This is a genomic window from Paraburkholderia phytofirmans, assembly GCF_046028095.1.
Taxonomy (GTDB): domain Bacteria; phylum Pseudomonadota; class Gammaproteobacteria; order Burkholderiales; family Burkholderiaceae; genus Paraburkholderia; species Paraburkholderia phytofirmans_A.
On record NZ_JAQQDJ010000002.1, the window covers coordinates 218,977 to 243,137 of the forward strand.

Here is a 24,161-nt window from a genome sequence, read left to right on the forward strand (position 1 = left end):
AGGACGAAAGCGACTTAATTTGGAATAGACGTTCCAACCGCTTTCCATCTTTTCACAATACGGGATACAATCAATTTCCGCTGTTTGACGCGTCAACCGATTCCTCCCATGAGCGATACGAACCCGGATCCCAAAACTTCGATCCAGGTGATCGAACGCATGATGCGCTTGCTCGACGCACTCGCGGCGCACAGCGACCCGGTCAGCCTGAAAGAACTCGCCATCCGCACGGAGCTGCATCCGTCCACCGCGCACCGCATCCTGAACGACATGGTGATGTGCCGGCTGGTCGACCGGTCGGATCCCGGCACTTACCGTCTCGGCATGCGCCTGCTCGAACTGGGCAATCTGGTGAAGGCGCGCCTGTCGGTGCGTGACGCGGCGCTCACGCCGATGCGCGAACTGCATCGTCAGACGGGCCAGACCGTGAATCTGTCGGTGCGTCAGGGCGACGAGATCGTCTATATCGAGCGCGCTTATTCCGAGCGTTCCGGCATGCAGGTGGTGCGCGCCATCGGCGGACGGGCGCCGTTGCATCTGACCTCGGTAGGCAAGCTGTTCCTCGCCGCCGACGAATCCACCCGCGTGCGAGCCTACGCCACGCGCACCGGTTTGTCGGGCCACACGCAGAACAGCATCACCGACCTGACCAAACTGGAGCGTGAGTTGTCGCATGTGCGCCAGCAGGCGTGCGCGCGCGACAACGAAGAACTGGAACTCGGCGTGCGCTGCATCGCCGCCGGTATCTACGACGACACCGGCAAGCTGGTTGCCGGTCTGTCGCTGTCGGCGCCGGCGGATCGCTTGCAAGACTCCTGGATTGGCCAGCTTAGCCAGACCGCGCTGATGATCTCGGCATCGCTCGGCTATCGGCCGCAACCCGCGCAGGACCATTCGCATAGCCATCACGCGTAAGCCGGCACTTCGCATCCTCCGTTCAAAACAAAAAGCCTCGCAAAAAATGCGAGGCTTTTTGTTTTCATGCGGCCGGTCCGAAAACCGGCCACCGAGGTAAAGCTTCAGGTACCCGGGCCGCCGGCGTCCGCGCTGGTAATACGCGCCTGGTCGCCGCCGTTATCCAGCCACGTGCGCAGACGCGTGGCGTCCGCGAAGCGCGAATACTTACCCGACGAGTCGAGCAGCACCATGATCATCGGACGGCCATGAATGGTCGCCTGCATCACGAGGCACTCGCCCGCTTCGTTGATGAAGCCGGTCTTTTGCAGACCGATGTCCCACGTCGGATTGCGCACCAACGCATTGGTGCTGTTGTACGCCAGCGAACGCTTGCCGGTGTACACCTCGTAGCTGTGGTCGGTCGAGAACCTGCGGATCACCGGATATTGATACGCCGCGTTGACCATCTTCACGAGGTCGCGCGCGCTCGACACGTTCTGGCTCGTCAAACCCGTGGGGTTTTCAAAATGCGTGTCGGTCATGCCGAGCTGCTTGGCCTTCGCATTCATAGCCGCGAGGAACGCCGGACGGCCGCCCGGAAAATAACGCGACAGCGCCGCGGCCGCGCGATTTTCCGACGCCATCAGCGCGATGTGCAGCATGTCTTCACGCGAAAGCACCGATCCCACCGACAAACGCGAGCCGGTGTTCTTTTCGTAATCGCGGTCTTCGTCCGTGACTTCGATCTGGTCGGTCATCGGCTCCTTCGAGTCGAGCACCACCATCGCGGTCATCAGCTTGGTGATCGACGCGATCGGCACCACGGCGCGCGAGTTCTTGTCGAACAGCGATTCGCCCGAGTTCTGATCGATCACGTATGCGACGCTCGAGCGCAGCATGAGCGCGTCCGGCGTTTCGTGCAGACCGAAAGCCTGGCCGACGCTCGGCTGACGCGGCTCGTACGCGATACGGCGCACCACCGAATGGTGACGGCCGTTCGACGTATACGTTACGCGCTTGCGCTTGACGCCCGCGCGCGGTGCGTCGTCGTCAGCGGCTACGGTCTTTGCAGCCGCGCCCTTGGTCGCTTTCGAGGCCTTGCTCGACACCTTGGTGTCAGGCGCGGCAGCAGGTTTTTTGGCCGCTTTGGCGTGTTTGGAAGTTTTTGCAGGTGCAGCAGGCGTGGCGGCAAAAGCGCTCACGGGCGTAGCAAACGCCGCTGCGATGACCATGGAGGCGGCCACCGACAGAGCGGTGCTGCGGGCCGCGCCGTGGATCACTTTTAGCGACGAAAACATGTCGGTTTTCATGGGTGTTCGGTAGGGAGCGGCGAGTGGGTTCCGCAAGTGTAGTAAAACAACGAAAAATTAGCAATTTGAAGCACTTATGAGCGCTCTTTAAACCGGCTTGTAAGCTCCGATCGCAAAAACACGAATAAGTGCCGCGCATTGATCGAAAAAAACGATCGCCGACGCGTTACGCCTCGCCGCTGCCGCCATACGCCGGAATCGAGGTGATTCTTCCAGCATAACGGCAATTTCGAGACAACCTTGATCAGGGGAAATACGGTCAGAGCGCGGGCGGTCAAGACCGCCAGAGCAACAGCACGTGGCGAGAGTCGCGCAGCGAGCTTGTTAAATGCCTGCTGCAGACCGCCAACGCGCATTCGACCAGCATCAAGCATTAACGTTCCGTGACACTTTCCGGTTTACACCGAAACGGCCTTCGAAAGCTTTTTTAACAATGGCCGGAATTTAGTGTGCCCAGCGCTAGCGTGCGCTTGCCGGCCAAAATAACCTTACGATTTAGTAATAAATGCGGCATGATTGAGCACCAGCGCGGTGCGGCGGTTAAATTGACCTGCGTCACGCGGATGTCATGCCGATCGCATAACACTCTGTTTTATCAGTAGTTTCTTAATATTGTGCGACGCACAAAAAGCGCTTGACATTCTTTGCAGCCATCCTAAAATGGGAACCATTGCTGCGATGCACAATTCATCGCGGTCCGGCGGGACGCACCAATGTGTCTCACCATTCACCCAATGCGGTCCGCACAGACAGACCGCGATCCAGGAGCGTAAACCATGACTTTGCTGACCCCTGAGCAATTCGCCGCAGCCCAGAAAGCCAACTTTGAAACGTTGTTCGGCCTGACGACCAAAGCATTTGAAGGCGTCGAAAAGCTGGTTGAGCTGAACCTGCAGGTCGTGAAATCGACGCTCGCGGAAAGCCAGGAAAATGCCCAACGCGCGCTGTCGGTCAAGGACGCGCAGGAATTGCTGGCACTGCAAGCAAGCCTTGCACAGCCAGTGGCTGAAAAGGCGCTGTCGTACGGCCGTCACGTGTATGAAATCGTTTCGGCAACGCAAGGTGAATTCACCCGCGTCGCAGAAGCCCAATTCGAAGAGCAAAACCGCAAGGTGCAATCGCTGGTCGAAAACGTCGCGAAGAATGCACCGGCTGGTTCGGAAACGGCTGTCGCCGTCCTGAAGTCGGCTATCACGGCTGCCAACACCACGTACGACACGGTTCACAAGGCAACGAAGCAAGCTGTCGAAATCGCTGAAAGCAACTTCAATGCAGCTGCAACGGCCGCATCGAAGGCAGCTTCGCAAGCCGCTGCACAAGCATCGCGCTCGGCCAAGAAGGCTGTCTAAGCTTCCGTCGCAAGTATCACGCTTCAAGCATTACCCGGCGCCGGCACAGCTCAAGAGTTGTGCCGGCGCTATCGCAAGCAACAGCGTTGTGCCGTTGCCGCTCACACGGTATTAACTGGCCGAACGCTCCGATACGTTGAATAGCGTATCGTTTGCCCGGCGAAAGGCCGGGATTTTTTTGTCCCACGCTTTTTCGCCGTCGCCCGAGTCGTTCAGCATGTATTGAGGACGCCGTCGTCGCGCGGCAGTCGCCCCACTCCGCTGCCCAAAGAAAAACGGCGCGCCCCGCAAAGGGCGCGCCGTTTTTTTCTTCTTCGAGCCCGCCTGCACGAATGCAGACGGACCGAATCGCGTTACTTCTTTTTCTGCGGCGGCAGGTCGGTACAGACGCCTTCATACAACTCGGCGGCCATACCAATCGATTCACCGAGCGTCGGATGCGGGTGAATCGTCTTACCGATATCCGTTGCATCCGCACCCATCTCGACCGCGAGACAGACTTCGCTGATCAGGTCGCCCGCATTCAGACCGACGATCCCGCCGCCGATCACGCGATGCGTTTCCTCATCGAACAGAAGTTTGGTGAAGCCTTCGTCGCGGCCGTTGGCGATCGCGCGCCCTGACGCGGCCCACGGGAACACCGCCTTGCCGTACTTGATGCCCTCGGCCTTCAACTGGTCTTCCGTCTTGCCGGCCCACGCCACTTCCGGATCGGTGTACGCCACCGACGGAATCTGCAGCGCATCGAAGTACGCCTTTTCGCCGTGTGCGACTTCGGCGGCGACGTGAGCCTCATGCACCGCCTTATGCGCGAGCATCGGCTGACCGACGATATCGCCGATCGCGAAGATGTGCGGCACGTTAGTGCGCATCTGCTTGTCCACGTCGATGAAACCGCGATCCGTCACCGCGACGCCTGCCTTGTCCGCGCCGATCTTCTTGCCATTCGGCGAACGGCCGACGGCAACCAGCACGAGGTCATAGCGTTGCGCTTCGGCCGGAGCTTTCTCGCCTTCGAACGACACATAGATGCCGTCGTCCTTCGCTTCCGCCGCAGTGGTCTTCGTCTTCAGCATGACGTTAGCGAAACGCTTGCTGTTGTACTTCTCCCAGACCTTGACCAGATCGCGGTCCGCGCCGGCCATCAGACCGTCGAGCATTTCGACCACGTCGATCTGCGCGCCGAGCGTGGCGTACACCGTGGCCATTTCCAGCCCGATGATGCCGCCGCCGATCACCAGCATGCGTTGCGGAATCTGCCGCAGTTCGAGCGCGCCGGTCGAATCGACCACCCGCGGATCTTCCGGAATGAACGGCAGCTTCACGGCTTCCGAGCCCGCGGCGATGATCGCCTGCTTGAACTTGACGACCTTCTTGCCGCCTTCGACCTGCACTTCCATATGATGCGGATCGACGAACGAGCCCGTGCCCGTGACCACTTCGACCTTGCGCATCTTCGCCATGCCGGCGAGACCGCCGGTGAGCTTCTTGACGACGCCCGACTTGAAGTCGCGCAGCTTGTCGAGATCGATTTGCGGCTTGCCGAACGTGATGCCGTGCGAGCCGAGCGCTTCGGCCTCGTCGATCACGAGCGCGGTATGCAACAGCGCCTTCGACGGAATACAGCCAACGTTCAGACACACGCCGCCGAGCGTCGAGTAACGCTCGACCAGCACGGTCTTCATGCCCAGGTCCGCCGAACGGAACGCTGCTGAATAGCCACCGGGACCCGAACCGAGCACGAGCATGTCGCATTCGATATCCGCGTTGCCGGAGAAGCTGCCCGCCTGCGGAGCGGGCGCGGCGGCCTTGGCCGGAGCCGCCGCTTGCGCGGCTTGCGGTTTTGCTTCCGCTTGAGCGGGCGCCTTCTCGGGTTCCTTGGCCGGCGCCTTCGGCGCATCTTTCGCGGGCGCTGCATCCGCCGACGTTTCGACGAGCGCGATTACCGTGCCTTGCGAGACTTTATCGCCGGCTTTGACGCGAACTTCCTTGACCGTGCCGGCAGTATCGCTCGGCACTTCGATGGAGGCCTTATCGGACTCGAGCGTCATGAGAGCTTGTTCGTTCTCGATGACATCGCCCGCTTTGATATTGACTTCGATGACATCGACGTCTTTGAAGTCACCGATATCCGGCACTTTTACTTCGACGAGACTCATTAGTGTCCCCTTCTCGTATTGATCGTGATGAAGGAAGAACCCGAAAAAAGCAGCCTACAAGCTAGCAACGCGGCGAACAGAATCATCCTTTGCAGTCCGCCGAAGGACGCGCCTTTCTTTTGCCTACTTTTCTTTGGAAGACAAAGAAAAGTAGGTGCCGCCCCGCACAGGGGCGACGCTAATAGACCGACAAGAAATCAGGTTCTACAGAGAGACGCGGATAACAGAAACAGAAAAGAAACCCGCGCCCCACGCAACTACACGATCAAAGAATCACACGCCGGAAATCGGCAAGAAGCGCCCCAAGATACGCATTGAACCTGGCCGCCGCCGCACCATCAATCACCCGATGGTCATACGACAGGGACAGCGGCAAAGTCAGCCGAGGCACGAACTGCTTACCATCCCAAACCGGCTTCATCGCGCCACGCGACAGCCCAAGAATGGCGACTTCAGGCGCATTGATAATCGGCGTGAAGTTCGTGCCACCAATGCCACCCAAAGAAGAAATCGAGAAGCACCCACCTTGCATCTGATCCGGCTTGAGCTTGCCGTCACGCGCGAGCTTGGACAACTCGGCCATTTCCTTGGCGATATCGATCAAGCCCTTCTTGTCCGCATCGCGAATGACAGGCACGACCAGACCGTTCGGCGTATCCGCGGCAAATCCGATATGGAAATACTGCTTGAACACCAGGTTATCGCCGTCGAGGCTGGCATTGAACGTCGGGAACTGCTTCAAAGCCGAGACCACGGCCTTGATTACGAAAGCCAGCATGGTGATCTTCACACCCGACTTTTCGTATTCCTTGTTCAACTTCACGCGCAATGCTTCGAGCTCGGTGATATCCGCTTCGTCGTTATTGGTGACGTGCGGAATCATGACCCAGTTGCGATGCAGATTCGCGCCCGAAATCTTCTTGATGCGCGACAGCGGTTTCGGATCGACCGGACCGAACTTCGTGAAGTCGACCTTCGGCCACGGCAGCAGGTTCAACTCGCCGCCACCGCCCGCGGCAGCCGGTGCGGCCGCACCAGCCGGCGCAGCACGCTGACCAGTCATGACGCCCTTGATGAAGGCGGTCACGTCGGCTTGCGTGATACGGTTCTTCGGACCCGTGCCCTGCACCTGCGTTACATCGACACCCAGCTCACGCGCGAACTTGCGCACGGACGGCGACGCATGGCTCGCGTGCCGCGCGCCACCTTCGCCAGCCGGAATCACCGGCGCCTGAGCGAGCGCCGACGGAGCCGCCGGAGCCGGCGACGGAGCGGCCGGCGCATCCGACGGCTTCTCGACCGCCTGCTTCGGAGCCGGAGCGGGGGCCGCAGCCGCCGCGCCGCCTTCCGCTTCCACGATCACGATCACCGAGCCTTCCGACACGGTATCTCCGACCTTGACCTTCACTTCCTTGACGACGCCGGCAGCCGAACTCGGCACGTCCATGGTCGCCTTGTCGGACTCAAGCGTCACCAGCGACTGCTCTTTCTCGACGCGATCGCCGACCTTCACCGCGACTTCGATCACGGGAATGTCTTTGTAGTCGCCGATATCCGGCACTTTGACTTCCTGCAGACCGCCGCCGCTCGCAGCGGGCGCGGGCGCAGCCGCGGGAGCCGCAGCCGGTGCCGCCGACGGAGCCGGAGCAGCAGCAGGCGCCGGAGCGGGCGCAGCCGCGCCACCTTCCGCACTTTCCAGCACGACGATCAGCGAACCTTCCGACACGTTGTCGCCGACCTTGACCTTCACTTCCTTGACGACGCCGGCGGCCGAGCTCGGCACGTCCATGGTCGCCTTGTCGGATTCCAGCGTAACGAGCGATTGCTCTTTTTCGACGGTGTCACCCGCCTTCACCAGCACCTCGATCACAGGAATGTCCTTGTAATCGCCGATGTCCGGCACCTTGACTTCGATCGCTTGACTCATTGTTAGTGTCTCCTGGGCCGCGCACGCGGCCTGCCCCTGCAAATGCAGGAGCGGGCGCGCACGCCATGGCACACGGGGAAGGATGCCTTAGACGGTCATCGGGTTGGGTTTGGCGGGATCAAGGTTGTACTTCTTGAGCGCCTCGGCGACTACCTTGCGTTCGATCGTGCCTTCATCTGCGAGTGCATTCAACGCGGCAACCGTAACCCAGTAGCGGTCGACTTCGAAGAAGTGGCGCAGCTTTTCGCGCGTGTCCGAACGGCCGTAGCCATCCGTGCCCAGCACGACGAACTTCTGCGGCACGAACGCGCGGATCTGCTCGGTCAGCGCGCGCACGTAGTCGGTCGATGCGATGACCGGACCTTGTGCGTCCTTCAGCAGCTTCTCGACGTGCGAGAGCTTCTTTTCTTCGGTGGGGTGCAGCAGGTTCCAGCGCTGCACTTCGTGGCCTTCGCGCGCGAGTTCGGTGAAGCTCGGCACGCTCCACAGATCGGCGGCGACGCCCCAGTCGTTCTTCAGCAGGTCGGCGGCGGCGATCACTTCGTTGAAGATCGTGCCCGCGCCCATCAACTGCACGCGCGGCGCCTTCTTGTCCGCTTCGGCCTTACGGAACGCGTACATGCCCTTGATGATGTCGTCAGCCACCGAGTCGCCCTGCGGAATCGCCGGGTGCTCGTAGTTCTCGTTCATCACCGTGATGTAGTAGTACACGTCTTCCTGATCCGCGACCATGCGGCGCAGGCCGTCCCGCATGATGACCGCGAGTTCGTAACCGAAGGTCGGGTCGTAGCTGATGCAGTTCGGCACCGAAGCCGCCCACAGCAGCGAGTGGCCGTCTTCGTGCTGCAGACCTTCGCCGTTCAGCGTCGTGCGGCCGGCCGTACCACCCAGCAGGAAGCCGCGCGAACGCATGTCGCCAGCTGCCCATGCGAGGTCGCCGATACGCTGGAAGCCGAACATCGAGTAGAAGATGTAGAACGGGATCATGATCTCGCCGTGCGTCGAATACGACGTCGCGGCCGCGATCCAGTCACACATACCACCGGCTTCGTTGATGCCTTCCTGCAGGATCTGACCGGTTTCCGACTCACGGTAGAACATCAGCTGGTCGGAATCTTCCGGCACGTACTTCTGGCCTTCCTGATTCCAGATACCGATCTGACGGAACAGGCCTTCCATACCGAAGGTACGCGACTCGTCCGGCACGATCGGCACGATGCGCTTGCCGAGCGCCTTGTCTTTCAGCAGGATGTTCAGGATCCGCACGAACGCCATGGTCGTGGAGATCTCGCGGCCTTCGCCCGTGCCTTTGAGCAGCGGCTCGAATGCCGACAGTTCCGGCACCGGCAGCGATTCGGCCTTCTGGCGACGCGCCGGCAGATAGCCGCCGAGGTCCTGACGGCGAGCACGCATGTACTCGAGTTCCTTCGAACCTTCTTCGAACTTGAGGTACGGCACGTTGACGAGATCGTCGTCGGCGATCGGCAGGCGGAACTGGTCGCGGAATTTCTTCAGCTGATCCACGTGCAGCTTTTTCTGCTGGTGGGTGATGTTCATCGCCTGACCGGCTTCGCCCATGCCGTAGCCCTTGATCGTCTTCGCGAGAATGACGGTCGGCTGGCCCTGCGAATTCGACGCTTCCTGGAACGCTGCGTAGATCTTGTGCGGATCGTGGCCGCCGCGATTCAGGTTCCAGATTTCCTCGTCGGACCATTCGGCGACCAGCGCCTTCAGTTCCGGCGTATTGAAGAAGTGTTCGCGCACATACGCGCCCGACTCCGATTTGTACGTCTGATACTCGCCGTCGACCACGTCCATCATGCGGCGCATCAGCGCGCCGGACTTGTCGCGTTGGAACAGCGCATCCCAGCGGCTGCCCCAGATGACCTTGATGACGTTCCAGCCCGCGCCGCGGAATTCGCTTTCCAGTTCCTGGATGATCTTGCCGTTGCCGCGCACCGGACCGTCGAGTCGCTGCAGGTTGCAGTTGATCACGAACACGAGGTTGTCGAGGCGTTCGCGGCCCGCCATGCCGATCGCGCCGAGCGATTCCGGCTCGTCCGTTTCGCCGTCGCCGAGGAACGCCCAGACCTTGCGGCCGTCGGTCTTCGCAATGCCGCGCGCCTGCATGTACTTCATGAAGCGCGCCTGATAGATCGCCATGATCGGGCCGAGGCCCATCGAGACGGTCGGGAATTGCCAGAAGTCCGGCATCAGCCACGGGTGCGGGTACGACGAGATGCCCTCGCCGCCCACTTCCTGACGGAAGTTGTCGAGCTGGTTCTCGGTCAGGCGGCCCAGCAGGAACGCGCGCGAGTAGACGCCCGGCGACGAGTGGCCCTGCACGAACACGAGATCGCCGCCATGTGCGGCGGACGGCGCATGCCAGAAGTGGTTGTAGCCGACGTCGTACAGCGTGGCGGCGGAAGCGAACGAGGCGATGTGGCCGCCGACATTGGTGTCCTTGCCGGCGCGCAGCACCATCGCGATGGCGTTCCAGCGCGTGTACGAGCGAATGCGGTGTTCGATGTCCTGATCGCCGGGGATCTTCGCCTGACGCGAAACCGGGATCGTGTTGATGTACGGCGTGTTGGCCGAGAACGGCAGATGTTCGCCATGCACGCGGGCGAATTCGATCTGTTTCTCGATCAGGTAGTGAGCGCGATCTGGGCCCACAGCAGAAATCACGCCATCCAGCGCTTCAAGCCATTCGCCGGTTTCCTGGGGATCGTCGTCTTTTTCAGCAGCGACATATTTCATGACTTCGTCGGGTACAGCGGACATGCTCGTCTCCTGGATGTAGAGGAACGCTCTTTGAACAGACGACGCGGACGAAGCACGGCCGCGGCAGCTTCGGCCGATTGTAATAAGGGTCCCGACGTCAGTGCAACAAAATTTTCGAATTACGAGATCGAATCTCATAATGCGGAAAATTGTTGCGGCGCAACCTGATTTGACTGCCGATCGACGGATACGCTGGCTAGTTTGCGCCGATTAATGGTCCTTTCCGCGCTTTTTTGCGCCATTTGCTAGCTTCGCGCTGCGCTACAATGCCACGCATGTTGACCGAACGGCTTTTCGCACGCTCGGCGCGCACCGCCGGTTCGCCCGCGGATTCGACGCCGTCCTCCCGCTGGCACCATGGACCATGGTGGTCCAATTCCTATTTGCTCACGCCGCTTCTGTCGATCCTGGTGTTCCTGGTCGTCATGAGTCTGATTTTGTGGAGCCTGAACCGGCGCGAACAGCAACAGCAGGAAGACACGCTTTACCGTAATGTCGCGTGGGCGCAGCAGCAGATCCGCCTGTCCATGACCGGCGCGCAGGAACAGATCCAGGCGCTCGCGCGCGATCTGGTCGCCGGCCGCGCCGATCCGCATTCGTTCCAGGTGTCCACCACGGACATCATGCAGGGGCATCCCGAGATCCTCTACATGAACTGGTACACCAGCGCGCAGCAACCGCGCTGGCCCAATACCGCGTTGCCCGTGTTCGGCCAGCGTCTGGCCAAGCCGAACGACGCGCAGATGGACGAAGCCGTCAAAGCCGCCTTCACCGAGGCGCGCAACACGCGCCGCCAGGTGTATTCGCCGCTCATCTACGACGACCTCGGCAACGGCTACATCACGCTGCAAACGCCGGTGTTCCGCGACCGCGACTTCCTCGGCACGATCGCCGCCGTGTTCTCGGTGGAAGGGATCCTCAAGCACGACATTCCGCCTGAGCTGTCCGCAAAATACAAAATCTCGATCATCGACGTGAACAACCGCGAGTTGACCACCACGTCGACCCGCCCGCGCCTGCCGCGCGACATGTTCTACGACCTGCCGCTCGATCCGCCGGGCCAGGGCGTCTCGGTGCGCGTCTACGCGTTCCCGCAGATGACCAACTTCACCAACAACACGCTGGTGTGGCTGGTGGCGGGTCTGTCCTGTTTCGTGCTGTGGAGCCTGTGGAGCTTGTGGAAGCACACGCGGCAACGCTTCGAGGCGCAGCAGGCGCTGTACGCCGAAGCGTTCTTCCGCCGCGCGATGGAAAACTCGGTGCTGATCGGCATGCGCGTGCTCGACATGCATGGGCGCATCACCCACGTCAATCCGGCGTTTTGCCGCATGACCGGCTGGGACGAAAGCGATCTGGTCGGCAAGAACGCGCCGTTCGCCTACTGGCCGCGCGACGCCTACCCCGAAATGCAGCGCCAGCTCGACATGACGCTGCGCGGCAAGGCGCCCTCTTCCGGCTTCGAATTGCGGGTGCGCCGCAAGGACGGCTCGCTGTTCCACGCGCGGCTCTACGTGTCGCCGCTGATCGACAGCTCGGGCCGCCAGACCGGCTGGATGTCGTCGATGACCGACATCACCGAGCCGAAGCGCGCGCGCGAGGAACTCGCCGCCGCGCACGAGCGCTTCACCACGGTGCTCGAAAGTCTCGACGCCGCCGTCTCCGTGCTGGCCGCCGACGAAGCCGAACTCCTGTTCGCCAACCGCTATTACCGGCATCTGTTCGGCATTCGCCCGGACGGCCATCTGGAATTGGCGGGCGGCGGGTTCGATAGCGCACAGGCGTCGTCCGATTCGATCGATATGGTGGACACATACGCTGGCCTGCCCGCCGCCGCGTTGACCGAAAGCACCGCGGATGCGCAGGAAATTTACGTGCAGAGCATTCAGAAGTGGTTCGAAGTGCGCCGCCAGTACATTCAGTGGGTGGACGGCCACCTCGCGCAGATGCAGATCGCGACCGACATCACCACGCGCAAGCAGGCGCAGGAACTGTCGCGTCAGCAGGACGAGAAGCTGCAGTTCACCAGCCGCCTGATGACGATGGGCGAAATGGCTTCGTCGCTCGCGCACGAACTGAATCAACCGCTCGCCGCGATCAATAACTATTGCTCCGGAACTGTGGCGCTGGTTAAATCCGGTCGGACGACACCTGACAATCTGCTGCCCGTGCTCGAAAAAACCGCCCAGCAGGCGGTGCGCGCCGGCATGATCATCAAACGCATTCGCGAGTTCGTGAAGCGCAGCGAGCCGAAGCGCCAGGCCACGCGCGTCGCCGATATCGTCGCCGACGCCGTGGGCCTCGCCGAAATCGAGGCGAGGAAGCGCCGCATTCGCATCGTCACGGATCTGCGCTCGCGCCTGCCGGTGATCTACGTCGACCCGGTGCTGATTGAGCAGGTGCTGGTGAACCTGCTGAAGAACGCCGCCGAAGCGATGGCCGAGGCCCGTCCGAATGCGGTCGATCCGGTGATCCGGGTCGTCGTGCGACTGGAGAGCGGGTTTGTCTGCATCAGCGTCGTCGACCAGGGGCCGGGCGTCGACGAAGCAACAGCCGAGCGGCTGTTCGAACCGTTTTACAGCACCAAGTCCGATGGCATGGGCATGGGGCTGAACATTTGCCGTTCGATTATCGAATCGCACCGGGGCCGTCTGTGGGTGGTGAATAACGTCGAATCTGACGGCCACATCACAGGCGCCACGTTCCATTGCAGTCTGCCTATTGGAGAGCCCGATGGCCCGAGCAACGGCGGGACACAGGCGCCGACACCACAAACCGTTACGGGAGAGCTATGAATAGCCCAGTCACCACACAGGAAACTGTCTTTGTCGTCGACGACGACGAGGCCGTGCGAGATTCGCTGCGCTGGCTGCTGGAGGCGAACGGCTACCGCGTGCAATGCTTCTCCAGCGCCGAGCAGTTCATCGACGCATGGCAGCCGCATCAGCATCCGGGCCAGATCGCGTGCCTGATTCTGGATGTGCGGATGTCCGGCATGAGCGGACTCGAATTGCAGGAACGCCTGATCGCCGACAACGCATCGCTGCCGATCATCTTCGTGACAGGCCACGGCGACGTGCCGATGGCCGTGTCGACGATGAAAAAAGGCGCGATGGACTTCATCGAAAAGCCGTTCGACGAAGCCGAGTTGCGCAAGCTCGTCGAGCGCATGCTCGACAAGGCGCGCAGCGAAAGCACCAGCGTGCAGCAGCAGCGCGCCGCGGCGGAGCGTCTCGGCAAGCTGACCGCGCGTGAGCATCAGGTGCTGGAGCGCATCATCGCCGGACGCCTGAACAAGCAGATCGCCGACGACCTCGGCATCAGCATCAAGACGGTCGAAGCGCACCGCGCGAACATCATGGAAAAGCTCAACGTCAACACGGTCGCCGATCTGCTGCGACTGGCGCTGTCGAACAAGCCGCAACCGGCGCAATAAGCCGCAACCGGCGGCACGCGCCCCGAAGGAAGCGCCTTTGGGAGTGAAGTCGCCGGATTAGAAGTGACTGCGCATCAACGGCCGGACTATTGAAGAGTCCGGCCTGTCTCGCCCCTCTTTTTCCTCGTATTTTCCCTCGCTTTACCGCTCCTGCATCGCATGGCAATCACCACTAACCGCGTGATTTCGACGCAGTTCGCCCGCGCAAAATAATACGCATCGACAGCCCGATGCGGTGATCAACGCGGGAGCGACGCGTGCTGCGAAACGTCGCATCCGGCATCGCCTGGTGATGCGAAACAATGGGAACGATTCGAGCGTTTTCCGCGCCGTAGGGTCGTGTCAGTCGAGGCTTCCGACCACGTACCCGCCGCCGATCCGACCCGCCGTTTCCTCGTCATTTTCCCTAGCGGCCAAGCGACGCAGCTCGTGCCGCGCATCGACATCTCGTCGTATAAACCCCACCGGGAGGACGCGGCCGAACACTACTCCGGCCGCAACCGTTGAACAAAAAAAGGAAGCCATCCGATGATGCATCTATTCTCAAAGCGCAAGCTGCGCGCCCAGGTTCTGACACTTACGATAGCTCTCGCCACCACCGGCACACTGCTGCTGGCGCCGGTTCTGCTGATCAGCGCGATCCCCGCCCATGCCCAGGCGGTTTATCCCAGCGCGGACGACGCCGCCAACGCCTTCGTCGAAGCCCTCGCCCGCAACGACGAGGACGCGCTCAAGCGCGTGCTCGGCGGCGATTTTCATCGCGTCATTCCGACCGAAGGCATCGGCCAGGACGACATCTATCAGTTCCTCGGCGAATGGTCGAAAAACCATCAGATCGTCGAGGATCCGGTCAATGACAAAGGCCGCGCCACCGCGCATCTGACGGTCGGCGACAGCGGTTGGACCTTGCCGATTCCGCTCGTACAGTCCGGCAACGGCTGGCGTTTCGATTCACCGGCGGGACGCGATGAAATGCTGACACGCCGCATCGGCCGCAATGAACACGGCGCGATCCTGAGCTCGCTCGTCTATCTCGACGCGCAATACGACTATCGCAACCTGACCCGGCACTACGCGCAGCGCTTCGTCAGTACGCCGGGACAGCACGACGGCCTGTACTGGACGACGGCGCCCGGCGAAGCGAAAAGTCCGCTTAAACCGCGCGCCGGCACCATGCCCGACGGCACGCACCCTGAAGAGGCATATCACGGCTATCGCTTCCGCATCCTCACGGCCCAAGGGGCGCACGCGAAGGGCGGCGCCGGCAACTACGTCGAGAACGGCGTGCTGAGCAAAGGGTTCGGACTGATCGCATCGCCAGCCGAATATGGCAGGACCGGCGTGATGAGTTTCATCGTCAACCAGGACGGGCAGGTCTATCAGAAGAACCTCGGGCCGCGCACCACGCGCGCGGCTGCCGCCATCACGGCATTCGATCCGGGTTCGGGTTGGCAAGCGGTCGAGCCTTAGCCGTCGCGTTTGACAGCCGAGCCTCCGCCCGCCGCGCAAAGGGGCACGCGCCAGGCTCCCGGTGGCAGGCACGGCTCCGAAGACGCGTCTGGCAGCGCACTCGCGGCCGCCACCGCTCAAAGCGGGCAGCCATGCCCGCCATGTGAAGCACGCACGGCCCGCGTCCCCACTGCGGCCACGCAGTCTGGAATCCGTACGCGGCACGCCTGGCAGGGCCGGTATAATGTCGCACTTTGCAGCGCCGCTTAACCCCGATTCGCGCCGCGCGCTTTTCACGTGCCGACCCATTCCCGTTGAAAAGCGCCATCGCGCGCGGCACGCACAAGCGTCTGCGCCCCGCCCCGCTTTCCAAACTGCCCATCTCGACCCGACCATGACTGCCAAACTGATCGACGGCCTAGCCCTTTCCAAGACCCTGCGCGCCGACGTCGCCGCGCGCGCCGCCGCCCTCACCGCCCGCGGCCATCAGCCGGGCCTCGCGGTGGTACTGGTCGGCGACAATCCGGCCAGTGAAGTGTACGTGCGCAACAAAGTGAAGGCGTGCCACGACAACGGGCTCGGCTCGTCGTTCGACCGCTATCCGGCCGACCTGCCGGAAGCCGAACTGCTCGCGCGCATCGACGAACTGAACCGCGACCCGCGCATTCACGGCATTCTGGTGCAACTGCCGCTGCCGCCGCATATCGACAGCCACAAGGTGATCGAGGCGATCGCGCCGGAAAAGGACGTCGACGGCTTTCACGTCGCCAACGCCGGCGCGCTGATGACCGGCCAGCCGTTGTTCCGTCCGTGCACGCCGTACGGCGTCATGAAAATGCTCGCTGCGTACGAGATTCCGCTGCAAGGCGCGAACGCGGTGGTGATCGGCCGCTCGAACATCGTCGGCAAGCCGATGGCGTTGCTGCTGCTCGAAGCCGGCGCGACCGTCACGATCTGCCACAGCAAGACGCGCGATCTGGCCGCTCACACGCGCAACGCGGATGTCGTGGTCGCCGCCACCGGCTTGCGCAACATTCTCACGGCGGAGATGGTGAAGCCGGGCGCGGCGGTGATCGACGTCGGCATGAATCGCGACGAAGCCGGCAAGCTGTGCGGCGACGTGGATTTCGCGGGCGTCAAGGAAGTGGCCGGCTACATCACGCCGGTGCCGGGCGGCGTCGGCCCGATGACGATCACCATGCTGCTCGTCAACACGATCGAAGCCGCCGAGCGCGAAGCGGCGGCGAACGCGTAAAGCGGTAGGAGAAAAGCCGGTGGAGGGTCTTCGCCGGCTTCGGGACTTTATGGCCTTGGCGTCGTGCCAGGGTATCGACACCATCGGTGCTAACGCGCGCCACACTTCTTAGCGCTCGCATTGGTCGCCTGAACGCCGGCGAAGCAAACTCGCCGGCATCGGGATGCTTGCGGCCTCGGCATCGTGCCAAGGTATCCGCAGACATCGGCGCCGCACGCCCCCTCTCACGTCAGCGCATCTCAGCGCACAGCTTGATCTCCAGCAGGCAACCCTGCCGCAACCGGCGTCGACGACCGCGCCAGACGCCCGCGGCACCACTTCAGCACCGGCCGCTCCACGAAGTGCCACGACAGCGCCGCGCACAGCAGAATGACCGGCGCGGCGATCAACACCGCCGTCACATGGTTCAACTGCGGCGCGATGTTCGCGACGCATTGCTGCACCATGAAGCCGTACAGATAGATGCCGTACGAGTAATCGTGACGCGGCACGAAGCGCCGCAGGAGCGGCGTCGTGCCGATCCATAGCACGCCGTACACGAAGGCCAGATAGAACAACGGCTGCGCACCGGCCGTGTCGCGGAACACCAGAAACACCATCGTGAACGCCAGCGCCGTCAAACCGTTGATGTCGATCCGTTCGCGCCAGCCATACAGCAGCATGCCCAGCATGAAAAACGGCTCCGGCCAGAACGAATAGCCGTCCGGCGTTTCGCTGAAATCGCGCAAGCCGATCTGCCAATGCGCGTGATCCACGTGCAGCATGAAGAAGGCGCAGCCGAGCGCGGCCGCGAGCACGACGCCGCGCGAGCTTGAAAGCAAACCTACCAGACCGGTCAGGAGCACGAGCAGATAGCAGCGCACTTCGACCGGCAGCGTCCAGAGCGGTCCGCAGATGTCGATGGGATAGCGGTTGTGCTCGAACACGCCGGGCAGCGCCCAGCCGCGCGAGCGCACGATCGTCGCGAAGTTGTCGAGATTGGCCCAAGTCATGCCGGAGGCGAAATATTCGCGCAGCGGCAGCGTCGTAAACAGCGGACCAATGATGAACACCGTCACCAGCGACCCGGCCGCCACCGCCGGCCAGATCCGCGCGATGCGCAACACGGCGAAGCGCGGCACCGAGCGTTGCCGGTCGAAGCTGGCAGTCACCAGCATGCCGCTCAGCAGGAAGAAGGCGTAGACGCCCAGCGCGCCGAACCCGTCGAAACCCAGCGCGTTCTGGACCCAATCCGTTGTACCGTCGGGCGCCTGAAGCACGTACGAATGGCCATACACGACGGCAATGGCGGCGAGCAGCCGCACGAGATCGAAATTATTGCCCTTGTGCGCGAGAGCGTCCGAAAGCGGATTCATCGATACCTCTTTACAAAAAACGCCGCCGACCGATAGCGACGCTCCACATTGCCGCATAGCAGCAATCGAAACCGTGCGCTCTCGCACAGAGCGCAGCGGCGAATTTCGGCGCGCGCGATGCTCGACCGCGATGTCGCGTTCGCGCACCGGGCCGCGACATCTGATAATTTGTCTGCCGACGGATTGGAATCAACGCGCCCTGCCCCAATAATGTCTATATCGGCTGTTATGGGGCGTCATAGCGCGCGCCCCGAAGGCAGTCCCCTCGGGGGACGCCCGTCGATGCACCGATTACCCGTTCACCCGCGTCAGACAGGAAGCCTCATGTCCACTACCGCCTCGAATCACGACAATCCGCTCCTCGATTTCTCCGACCTGCCGCGCTTTGGCGAAATCCGCCCCGAACACGTCACGCCCGCCCTCGATGTGCTGCTCGCCGATGCGGCCGCCGCCGTCGAGCGCGCCGCCCAGCCGATCACGCCCGCGTCATGGGCCGACGTGGTCGAACCGGTCGAGCGCGCCACCGAACCGCTCTCGCGCGCCTGGAGCGTGGTCGGCCATCTGAACGCGGTTGCCGACACGCCCGAGCTGCGCGCCGTGTATGGCGAGAATCTGCCGCGCGTCACCGAGTTCTGGTCGAGCGTCGGGCAAAATCTCGCGCTGTATGAGAAGTACAAGGCGTTGAATGCCAGCGTCGACTTCGAATCGCTGACCGGCGAGCGCAAGAAGATCCTCGGCAATGCGCTGCGCGATTTCCGCCTGTCCGGCGCGGAATTGCCTGAAGACCAGAAGCCCCATTTCGCCGAATTGCAGGAACGCCAGGCGGCGCTTTCGAAAGCCTTTTCCGATCACGTGCTCGATGCGACCAACGCTTACGCGTATATCGTCGAAGCGGGCAACGAAGCACAATTGGCCGGCCTGCCGGAAGACGTGATTGAAGGCGCGAAGGAAGCGGCCGAACGCGAAGGCAAAACCGGCTACAAGTTCACACTGCACTTCCCGTCGTACTTCCCGGTGATGCAGTACTCGGAAAATCGTCCGATGCGCGAAGCAATGTATCGCGCCTATGTCACGCGCGCTTCCGAACTCGGCCCGCAATATGGCAACGGCAAGCCCGAGTGGGACAACACCGCGGTGCTCGCCGACCAGCTGAAACTGCGCGCCGAAGAAGCGCATATGCTCGGCTTCAACAACTTCGCCGAAGTCTCGCTCGCGCCGAAAATGGCCGAATCGCCCGCCCAGGTGATGAGCTTCCTCGAAGACCTTGCCACGCGTGCGCGTCCGCATGCCGAGCAGGACTGGAAGGAACTGCGCGAATTCGCTGCGAACGAACTCGGCATGACTGAGCTGCAACCGTGGGACATGACGTTTGCCGCTGAGCGTCTTCGTCAGAAGCGCTACTCGTTCTCCGAGAACGAAGTCAAACAGTACTTCCCGGAAGACGCCGTGTTCAAGGGTCTTTTCAAGGTCACGGAGACACTCTTCGGTGTGCGTATCCGTCGCGACGAAGCGGCCGTGTGGCATCCGGACGTGCGCTTTTTCCGCGTCGAGAATCAGGACGGCGGCCTCGTCGCGCAGTTCTACCTCGATCTGTATGCACGCGAAGGCAAACGCGGCGGCGCCTGGATGGACGATGCGCGCGGCCGTCACAAGCACACGCATGGCAGCGTGCAAACGCCGGTCGCGTATCTGACGTGCAACTTCTCGGCGCCGGTCGGCGGCAAGCCTGCCTGCTTCACGCATGACGAAGTCATCACGCTGTTCCACGAGTTCGGCCACGGTCTGCATCACATGCTGACACGCGTCGATGAGCTGGGCGTGTCGGGCATCAACGGCGTCGAGTGGGACGCGGTCGAACTGCCGTCGCAATTCATGGAGAACTTCTGCTGGGAGTGGGACGTGTTGAGCGACATGACCTCGCACGTCGAAACGGCGAAGCCGCTGCCGCGCGATCTGTTCGACAAGATGCTCGCCGCGAAGAATTTCCAGAGTGGTCTCGGCACGCTGCGTCAGATCGTGTTCTCGATGTTCGACATGCAACTGCATACCGGCTTCGACGCTTCGGGCACCAAGAACGCCACCGAACTCGCGAGCGAAATCAACGAGCGTTTCCATGTCGTGCCGCAGGCGCCGTTCTCGCGTTGGCCGAATACGTTCAGCCATATTTTCGCGGGCGGTTATGCGGCGGGCTACTACAGCTACAAGTGGGCTGAAGTGCTCTCCGCCGACGCCTACGCGGCATTCGAAGAAGCGGCGCAAACGGCGAGCGGCAGCGTGCTCGATCAGGCGACCGGCCTGCGTTATCGCAAGGAGATTCTGGAAGTGGGCGGCAGCCGCCCGGCGATGGAATCGTTCAAGGCGTTCCGCGGTCGCGAGCCGAATATCGATGCCTTGCTGCGCCACAACGGCATGTCGCCGGGCGCGGCGCATTGATCGGTTGATGCAAACCTCGGCGCTTTGCATGCGTCGATAAAAAACCGGTGACCTGTGTTATGCAGGCACCGGTTTTTTTATTCCGCGCAAGGCTCCGCGCCCTGCTGCTTTCAGCCGCGATGCAGCTTGAAATCCACTTGCGCAGGACGGCCTTCGAGCGACAGCGACGCGCGCGCAGCCGGCGCACGGCTCACCACCTTGCCGCGGCTCACCACCGCAAGACGCGCGGCACGCAAACGAATTGCTTCCACCGGATCGCGCGCGTCGAGCAGCACCAGATTGGCCGCGCAACCCGGCGCGATGCCGTAGCCTTCCAGACCGAGAATGCGCGCGGCGTTCACCGTCACCGCGTCGAAACAGGCGCGCATGCCGTCGACGCCCGTCATCTGCGCCACATGCAGGCCCATGTGCGCGACTTCGAGCATGTCGCCCGAACCGAGGCTATACCAGGGGTCCATCACGCAATCGTGGCCGAACGCGACGTTGATGCCGGCCGCCATCATCTCCGGTACTCGCGTCATGCCGCGGCGTTTCGGATACGTGTCGCTGCGTCCTTGCAGCGTGATGTTGATCAGCGGATTCGCGATCGCCGCGACGCCCGAATCGCGCATCAGCGGCAGCAGCTTGCTGACGTAATAGTTGTCCATGGAATGCATCGAGGTCAGATGCGAACCGGTGACGCGCCCATGCAAACCGAGCCGGTGCGTTTCGGCCGCGAGCGTCTCGATGTGCCGCGACATCGGATCGTCCGATTCATCGCAATGCATGTCGACGCGCAAGCCCTGCTCCGCTGCGTATTCGCACAACAGGCGCACGGACTGCGCGCCGTCGGCCATGGTGCGCTCGAAATGCGGAATGCCGCCGACCACGTCCACACCCATTGCGATCGAGCGCTTGAGGTTCTCGAACGCGCCCGGGCTGCGCAGCACGCCGTCTTGCGGAAAGGCCACCAGTTGCAGGTCGAGATACGGCGCGACGCGGCGTTTCACTTCCACCAGCGCCTCGACCGCGAGCAGGCGCGGATCGCACACATCCACGTGGCTGCGGATGGCCAGCAATCCGCGCGCGACGGCCCAGTCGCAATACTGCAGCGCGCGCTCGATCAGCGCCTCCTGCGTCAAATCCGGCTTCAGTTCGCCCCACAACGCGATGCCTTCGAGCAGCGTGCCCGACGCGTTCACACGCGGCAGACCGTACGAGAGCGTTGCGTCCATATGGAAATGCGGATCGACGAACGGCGGCGTGACGAGCGAGCCCGCGGCGTCGATTTCCTCGCGCGCGTTGGCGGCCAGATTCGGCTCGACCGCAACGATGCGGCCCGCTTCGATGCCGATGTCGACCGGCTCCTTGTGTTGCGGCGCGGCGCCTGGCGGCACCACCGCGCGGCGGATGATCAGATCCATCTATTGCTCCCTTTGACCCCGTCCTGATTGATTACGATTCTATCGGCGTCAGAAAGCGCGTGGCGGCGATTTTGTTCGACGTTTTTTTCATCCAGGCGTACCGGCGAGCGGCGCGCGATCCGTACCGGCAATGCATCGGGCCGCCCACCTATACTCGCCAGACAGACGGTCGATGCCGCGCCGTCATGCACTCACGGAGCAAGCACATGAAAACGATCGGCGTGATCGGCGGGATGAGTTGGGAATCGTCCACCGAGTATTACAAGCTGCTCAATCGCCATGCCAAAGCGCGCCTCGGCGGCCACCATAACGCGCGCAGCCTGATGCTCACCGTCGACTTCGCGCCGATCGAAGCGAACCAGCGCGCGGGCGACTGGACCGCGCTCGGCCAGCAGATGGCCGACGCCGCCCGCCAACTCGAACGCGGTGGCGCCGATCTGGTGATGCTGGCGACCAATACGATGCATCGCGTGTACGAATCGATCGAAGCGGCGATCGACGTGCCCTTCCTGCATATCGCCGATCCTACCGGCAGCGCGCTGCGGGCGGCAGGTATCGAGCGGGTGGGCTTGCTCGGCACGCGCTATACGATGGAGCAAACTTTCTACACGGGACGCCTGCGCGAGCGCTACGGCCTCGAGACACTCGTTCCCGACGAAGCCGAACGCGCGGACGTGCATCGCATCATTTACGACGAGCTATGCCACGGCAAAGTGAACGACGCTTCGCGCGCGGTGTATCAGCGTGTGATCGAAGCGCTCGCCGCGCGCGGCGCACAGGCGGTGATTCTCGGCTGCACTGAGATTACCTTGCTGATCAAGCCGGAAGATTCCGCGTTGCCTGTGTTCGATACGACTGCGTTGCATGCGCAAGCGGCAGTGGAATGGGCGATTGATTCGGAGTGAACGGCGGAGTGCGTGTGCAGTTGAATGGCAGGCACACGCGGATGCACGCCAGAATTTAAAAAGCCCGCGTGGCTTGCGCCAGCGGGCTTTCAACAATGCTTGGTTGCGGGGGTAGGATTTGAACCTACGACCTTCGGGTTATGAGCCCGACGAGCTGCCAGACTGCTCCACCCCGCGTCAGAGAAAACGGATTGTATAGAGATGTTCGCAAGACGTCAAACAATCGCGCGAATTATTTCACGCTCGTGAAATGACGCACACGCGACTCACAGATCCTGGACCGTCGCGCCTTCCACCTTGCCGTCGATGATATCCGCGCCGTACTGGCTCGCGCTGCGTTTGGCCACACCGAAATCGGAAAACGTGAGCGGCAGCACGAGACGAAACACGCGGCTCGCCTTCGAGCCGCTGATCGCGCCCGGACGGCAGACGCGCACCGCGACGTCGTAGCCTTCGGAGTGGCGCTTGTGGCCGTCGAACTTGTCGAACGCCCGCGAAAACACCAGCGGATGCACTTCGAAGTCCTTATAAAGGGCTGGGTAAAGCTCGGCCATGGTACCTCCCCGATGCGCAAAAGTGCGAGTGTGAGTGGTCCCACTATACGCCGCGGCATGAGCGGCTCGCGCTTTTATTTTCGATGCCGCGACGAGGCCATTTTCACCGCCTCCTCGTCCGCGCGATAAGATGCGGGACTATCGGAATCACGCAAGAAAAAGAGAATGTCATGAAAATCGCCACCTGGAACGTCAACTCCCTCAAAGTCCGCCAGCAGCATGTGATCGACTGGCTCGAAACCAGCGGCACCGACGTGCTGTGCCTTCAGGAACTGAAGCTGCCCGACGAAAAATTCCCGCGCGCCGAACTCGAAGAGAAAGGCTACCGCAGCTGGTTCGCCGGGCAGAAGACCTATAACGGCGTCGGCATTCTGGTGCGCGGCGGCCTGACGGTCGACGAAAGCAGCATCGTGCGGAACATTCCGGGCTTTGAAGATCCGCAGCAACGCGTGATTGCCGCGACTATCGAAGGCGTGCGCATTATCTCCGCGTATTTCCCCAACGGCCAGGCGCCGGGCACCGACAAGTTCGCGTACAAACTGCGCTGGCTTGCTGCGCTGCACGACTGGATCGCGAGCGAGATGGCGCTGCATCCGAAGCTCGCGCTGCTCGGCGACTACAACATCGCGCCGGACGATCGCGATGTGCACGATCCAAAAGCGTGGGAAGGCCAGAACCTGGTGTCGCCCGAAGAGCGCGCCGCGTTCGTGCGGCTCATCGAGCTCGGTCTGCTCGACGCGTTCCGCCAGTTCGAGCAGCCGGAGAAGATCTATTCGTGGTGGGATTACCGGATGATGGCCTTCCGCCGCAACGCGGGACTGCGCATCGACCACATCCTGCTGTCGAAGGCGCTGGCCGACGTGTGCTCGTCGTGCGACGTCGACAAGGTGCCGCGCAAATGGGATCAGCCGTCGGACCACGCGCCGGTGGTCGCGCAACTCGGCTGAC

The 24,161-nt window shown here is 62.2% G+C and carries 16 protein-coding genes and 1 tRNA gene; 9 read left to right on the forward strand and 8 right to left on the reverse strand.

Annotated features, from left to right (window positions below; translation table 11 throughout):
- Positions 1-108: 108 nt before the first annotated feature.
- A complete protein-coding gene (locus PQR54_RS05505) occupies positions 109-915 on the forward strand; it encodes an IclR family transcriptional regulator (RefSeq protein ID WP_012433574.1) in 807 nt (268 codons plus the stop codon).
- A 104-nt stretch (positions 916-1,019) separates the two neighbouring features.
- On the opposite strand, the gene pbpG is transcribed toward PQR54_RS05505, so the two are convergent.
- The gene (gene pbpG, locus PQR54_RS05510; RefSeq protein ID WP_408244416.1) at positions 1,020-2,207 is read right to left on the reverse strand and encodes a D-alanyl-D-alanine endopeptidase; all 1,188 of its coding nucleotides are present in this window, start codon (positions 2,205-2,207) and stop codon (positions 1,020-1,022) included.
- A 776-nt stretch (positions 2,208-2,983) separates the two neighbouring features.
- Between pbpG and PQR54_RS05515 the strand changes: the two genes are divergently transcribed.
- On the forward strand, positions 2,984-3,556 hold the full coding sequence (locus tag PQR54_RS05515; RefSeq protein ID WP_012433576.1) for a phasin family protein: 573 nt from the start codon (positions 2,984-2,986) through the stop codon (positions 3,554-3,556).
- Between the two features lie 353 nt (positions 3,557-3,909).
- Here PQR54_RS05515 and lpdA read toward each other — a convergent pair whose 3' ends face one another.
- The 3 genes from lpdA to aceE all read right to left on the reverse strand — a co-directional run bounded on the left by lpdA (position 3,910) and on the right by aceE (position 10,426).
- Positions 3,910-5,715, reverse strand: coding sequence for a dihydrolipoyl dehydrogenase (gene lpdA, locus PQR54_RS05520; protein WP_408244417.1), 1,806 nt, complete (start codon positions 5,713-5,715; stop codon positions 3,910-3,912).
- A gap of 265 nt (positions 5,716-5,980) precedes the next feature.
- Positions 5,981-7,642, reverse strand: coding sequence for a dihydrolipoyllysine-residue acetyltransferase (gene aceF, locus PQR54_RS05525; RefSeq protein WP_408244418.1), 1,662 nt, complete (start codon positions 7,640-7,642; stop codon positions 5,981-5,983).
- Between the two features lie 87 nt (positions 7,643-7,729).
- Positions 7,730-10,426 (reverse strand): pyruvate dehydrogenase (acetyl-transferring), homodimeric type, encoded by a 2,697-nt coding sequence (gene aceE / locus PQR54_RS05530; RefSeq protein ID WP_408244419.1) that lies wholly within the window; start codon positions 10,424-10,426, stop codon positions 7,730-7,732.
- Positions 10,427-10,701: 275 nt separating this feature from the next.
- Here aceE and fixL point away from each other — a divergent pair, with 275 nt between their 5' ends.
- From fixL to folD, 4 genes are all read left to right on the forward strand, one after another.
- Positions 10,702-13,218: an oxygen sensor histidine kinase FixL gene (gene fixL, locus PQR54_RS05535; protein WP_408203690.1), complete on the forward strand. Its 2,517-nt coding sequence runs from the start codon at positions 10,702-10,704 to the stop codon at positions 13,216-13,218.
- Positions 13,215-13,859, forward strand: coding sequence for an oxygen response regulator transcription factor FixJ (gene fixJ / locus PQR54_RS05540; RefSeq protein ID WP_006051254.1), 645 nt, complete (start codon positions 13,215-13,217; stop codon positions 13,857-13,859). Before fixL ends, fixJ begins: the two co-directional genes overlap by 4 nt.
- 528 nt (positions 13,860-14,387) lie before the next feature.
- The gene (locus PQR54_RS05545; RefSeq protein ID WP_408244420.1) at positions 14,388-15,329 is read left to right on the forward strand and encodes a DUF2950 domain-containing protein; all 942 of its coding nucleotides are present in this window, start codon (positions 14,388-14,390) and stop codon (positions 15,327-15,329) included.
- 373 nt (positions 15,330-15,702) lie between these two features.
- Positions 15,703-16,563, forward strand: coding sequence for a bifunctional methylenetetrahydrofolate dehydrogenase/methenyltetrahydrofolate cyclohydrolase FolD (gene folD, locus PQR54_RS05550; protein WP_106309215.1), 861 nt, complete (start codon positions 15,703-15,705; stop codon positions 16,561-16,563).
- Positions 16,564-16,802: 239 nt separating this feature from the next.
- On the opposite strand, the gene PQR54_RS05555 is transcribed toward folD, so the two are convergent.
- Complete coding sequence (locus tag PQR54_RS05555) at positions 16,803-17,918, reverse strand: acyltransferase family protein (RefSeq protein ID WP_408244421.1); 1,116 nt, start codon at positions 17,916-17,918, stop codon at positions 16,803-16,805.
- 324 nt (positions 17,919-18,242) lie between these two features.
- On the opposite strand from PQR54_RS05555, the gene PQR54_RS05560 reads away from it, so the two are divergent.
- The gene (locus PQR54_RS05560; protein WP_408244422.1) at positions 18,243-20,351 is read left to right on the forward strand and encodes a M3 family metallopeptidase; all 2,109 of its coding nucleotides are present in this window, start codon (positions 18,243-18,245) and stop codon (positions 20,349-20,351) included.
- Between the two features lie 110 nt (positions 20,352-20,461).
- On the opposite strand, the gene PQR54_RS05565 is transcribed toward PQR54_RS05560, so the two are convergent.
- Entirely contained in the window at positions 20,462-21,754 is a 1,293-nt protein-coding gene (locus PQR54_RS05565; protein ID WP_408244423.1) for an amidohydrolase family protein, read from the reverse strand.
- A 206-nt stretch (positions 21,755-21,960) separates the two neighbouring features.
- On the opposite strand from PQR54_RS05565, the gene PQR54_RS05570 reads away from it, so the two are divergent.
- Positions 21,961-22,659, forward strand: a complete 699-nt coding sequence (locus tag PQR54_RS05570) for an aspartate/glutamate racemase family protein (RefSeq protein ID WP_408244424.1) — start codon at positions 21,961-21,963, stop codon at positions 22,657-22,659.
- A 100-nt stretch (positions 22,660-22,759) separates the two neighbouring features.
- Here the strand turns inward: PQR54_RS05570 and PQR54_RS05575 are convergent.
- Both PQR54_RS05575 and PQR54_RS05580 read right to left on the reverse strand, forming a co-directional pair.
- Positions 22,760-22,836, reverse strand: a tRNA-Met gene (locus PQR54_RS05575).
- Between the two features lie 89 nt (positions 22,837-22,925).
- Positions 22,926-23,213, reverse strand: coding sequence for a hypothetical protein (locus PQR54_RS05580; protein ID WP_106279408.1), 288 nt, complete (start codon positions 23,211-23,213; stop codon positions 22,926-22,928).
- Positions 23,214-23,383: 170 nt separating this feature from the next.
- On the opposite strand from PQR54_RS05580, the gene xth reads away from it, so the two are divergent.
- Positions 23,384-24,160: an exodeoxyribonuclease III gene (xth, locus tag PQR54_RS05585; protein ID WP_408244425.1), complete on the forward strand. Its 777-nt coding sequence runs from the start codon at positions 23,384-23,386 to the stop codon at positions 24,158-24,160.
- Position 24,161: the final 1 nt, after the last annotated feature.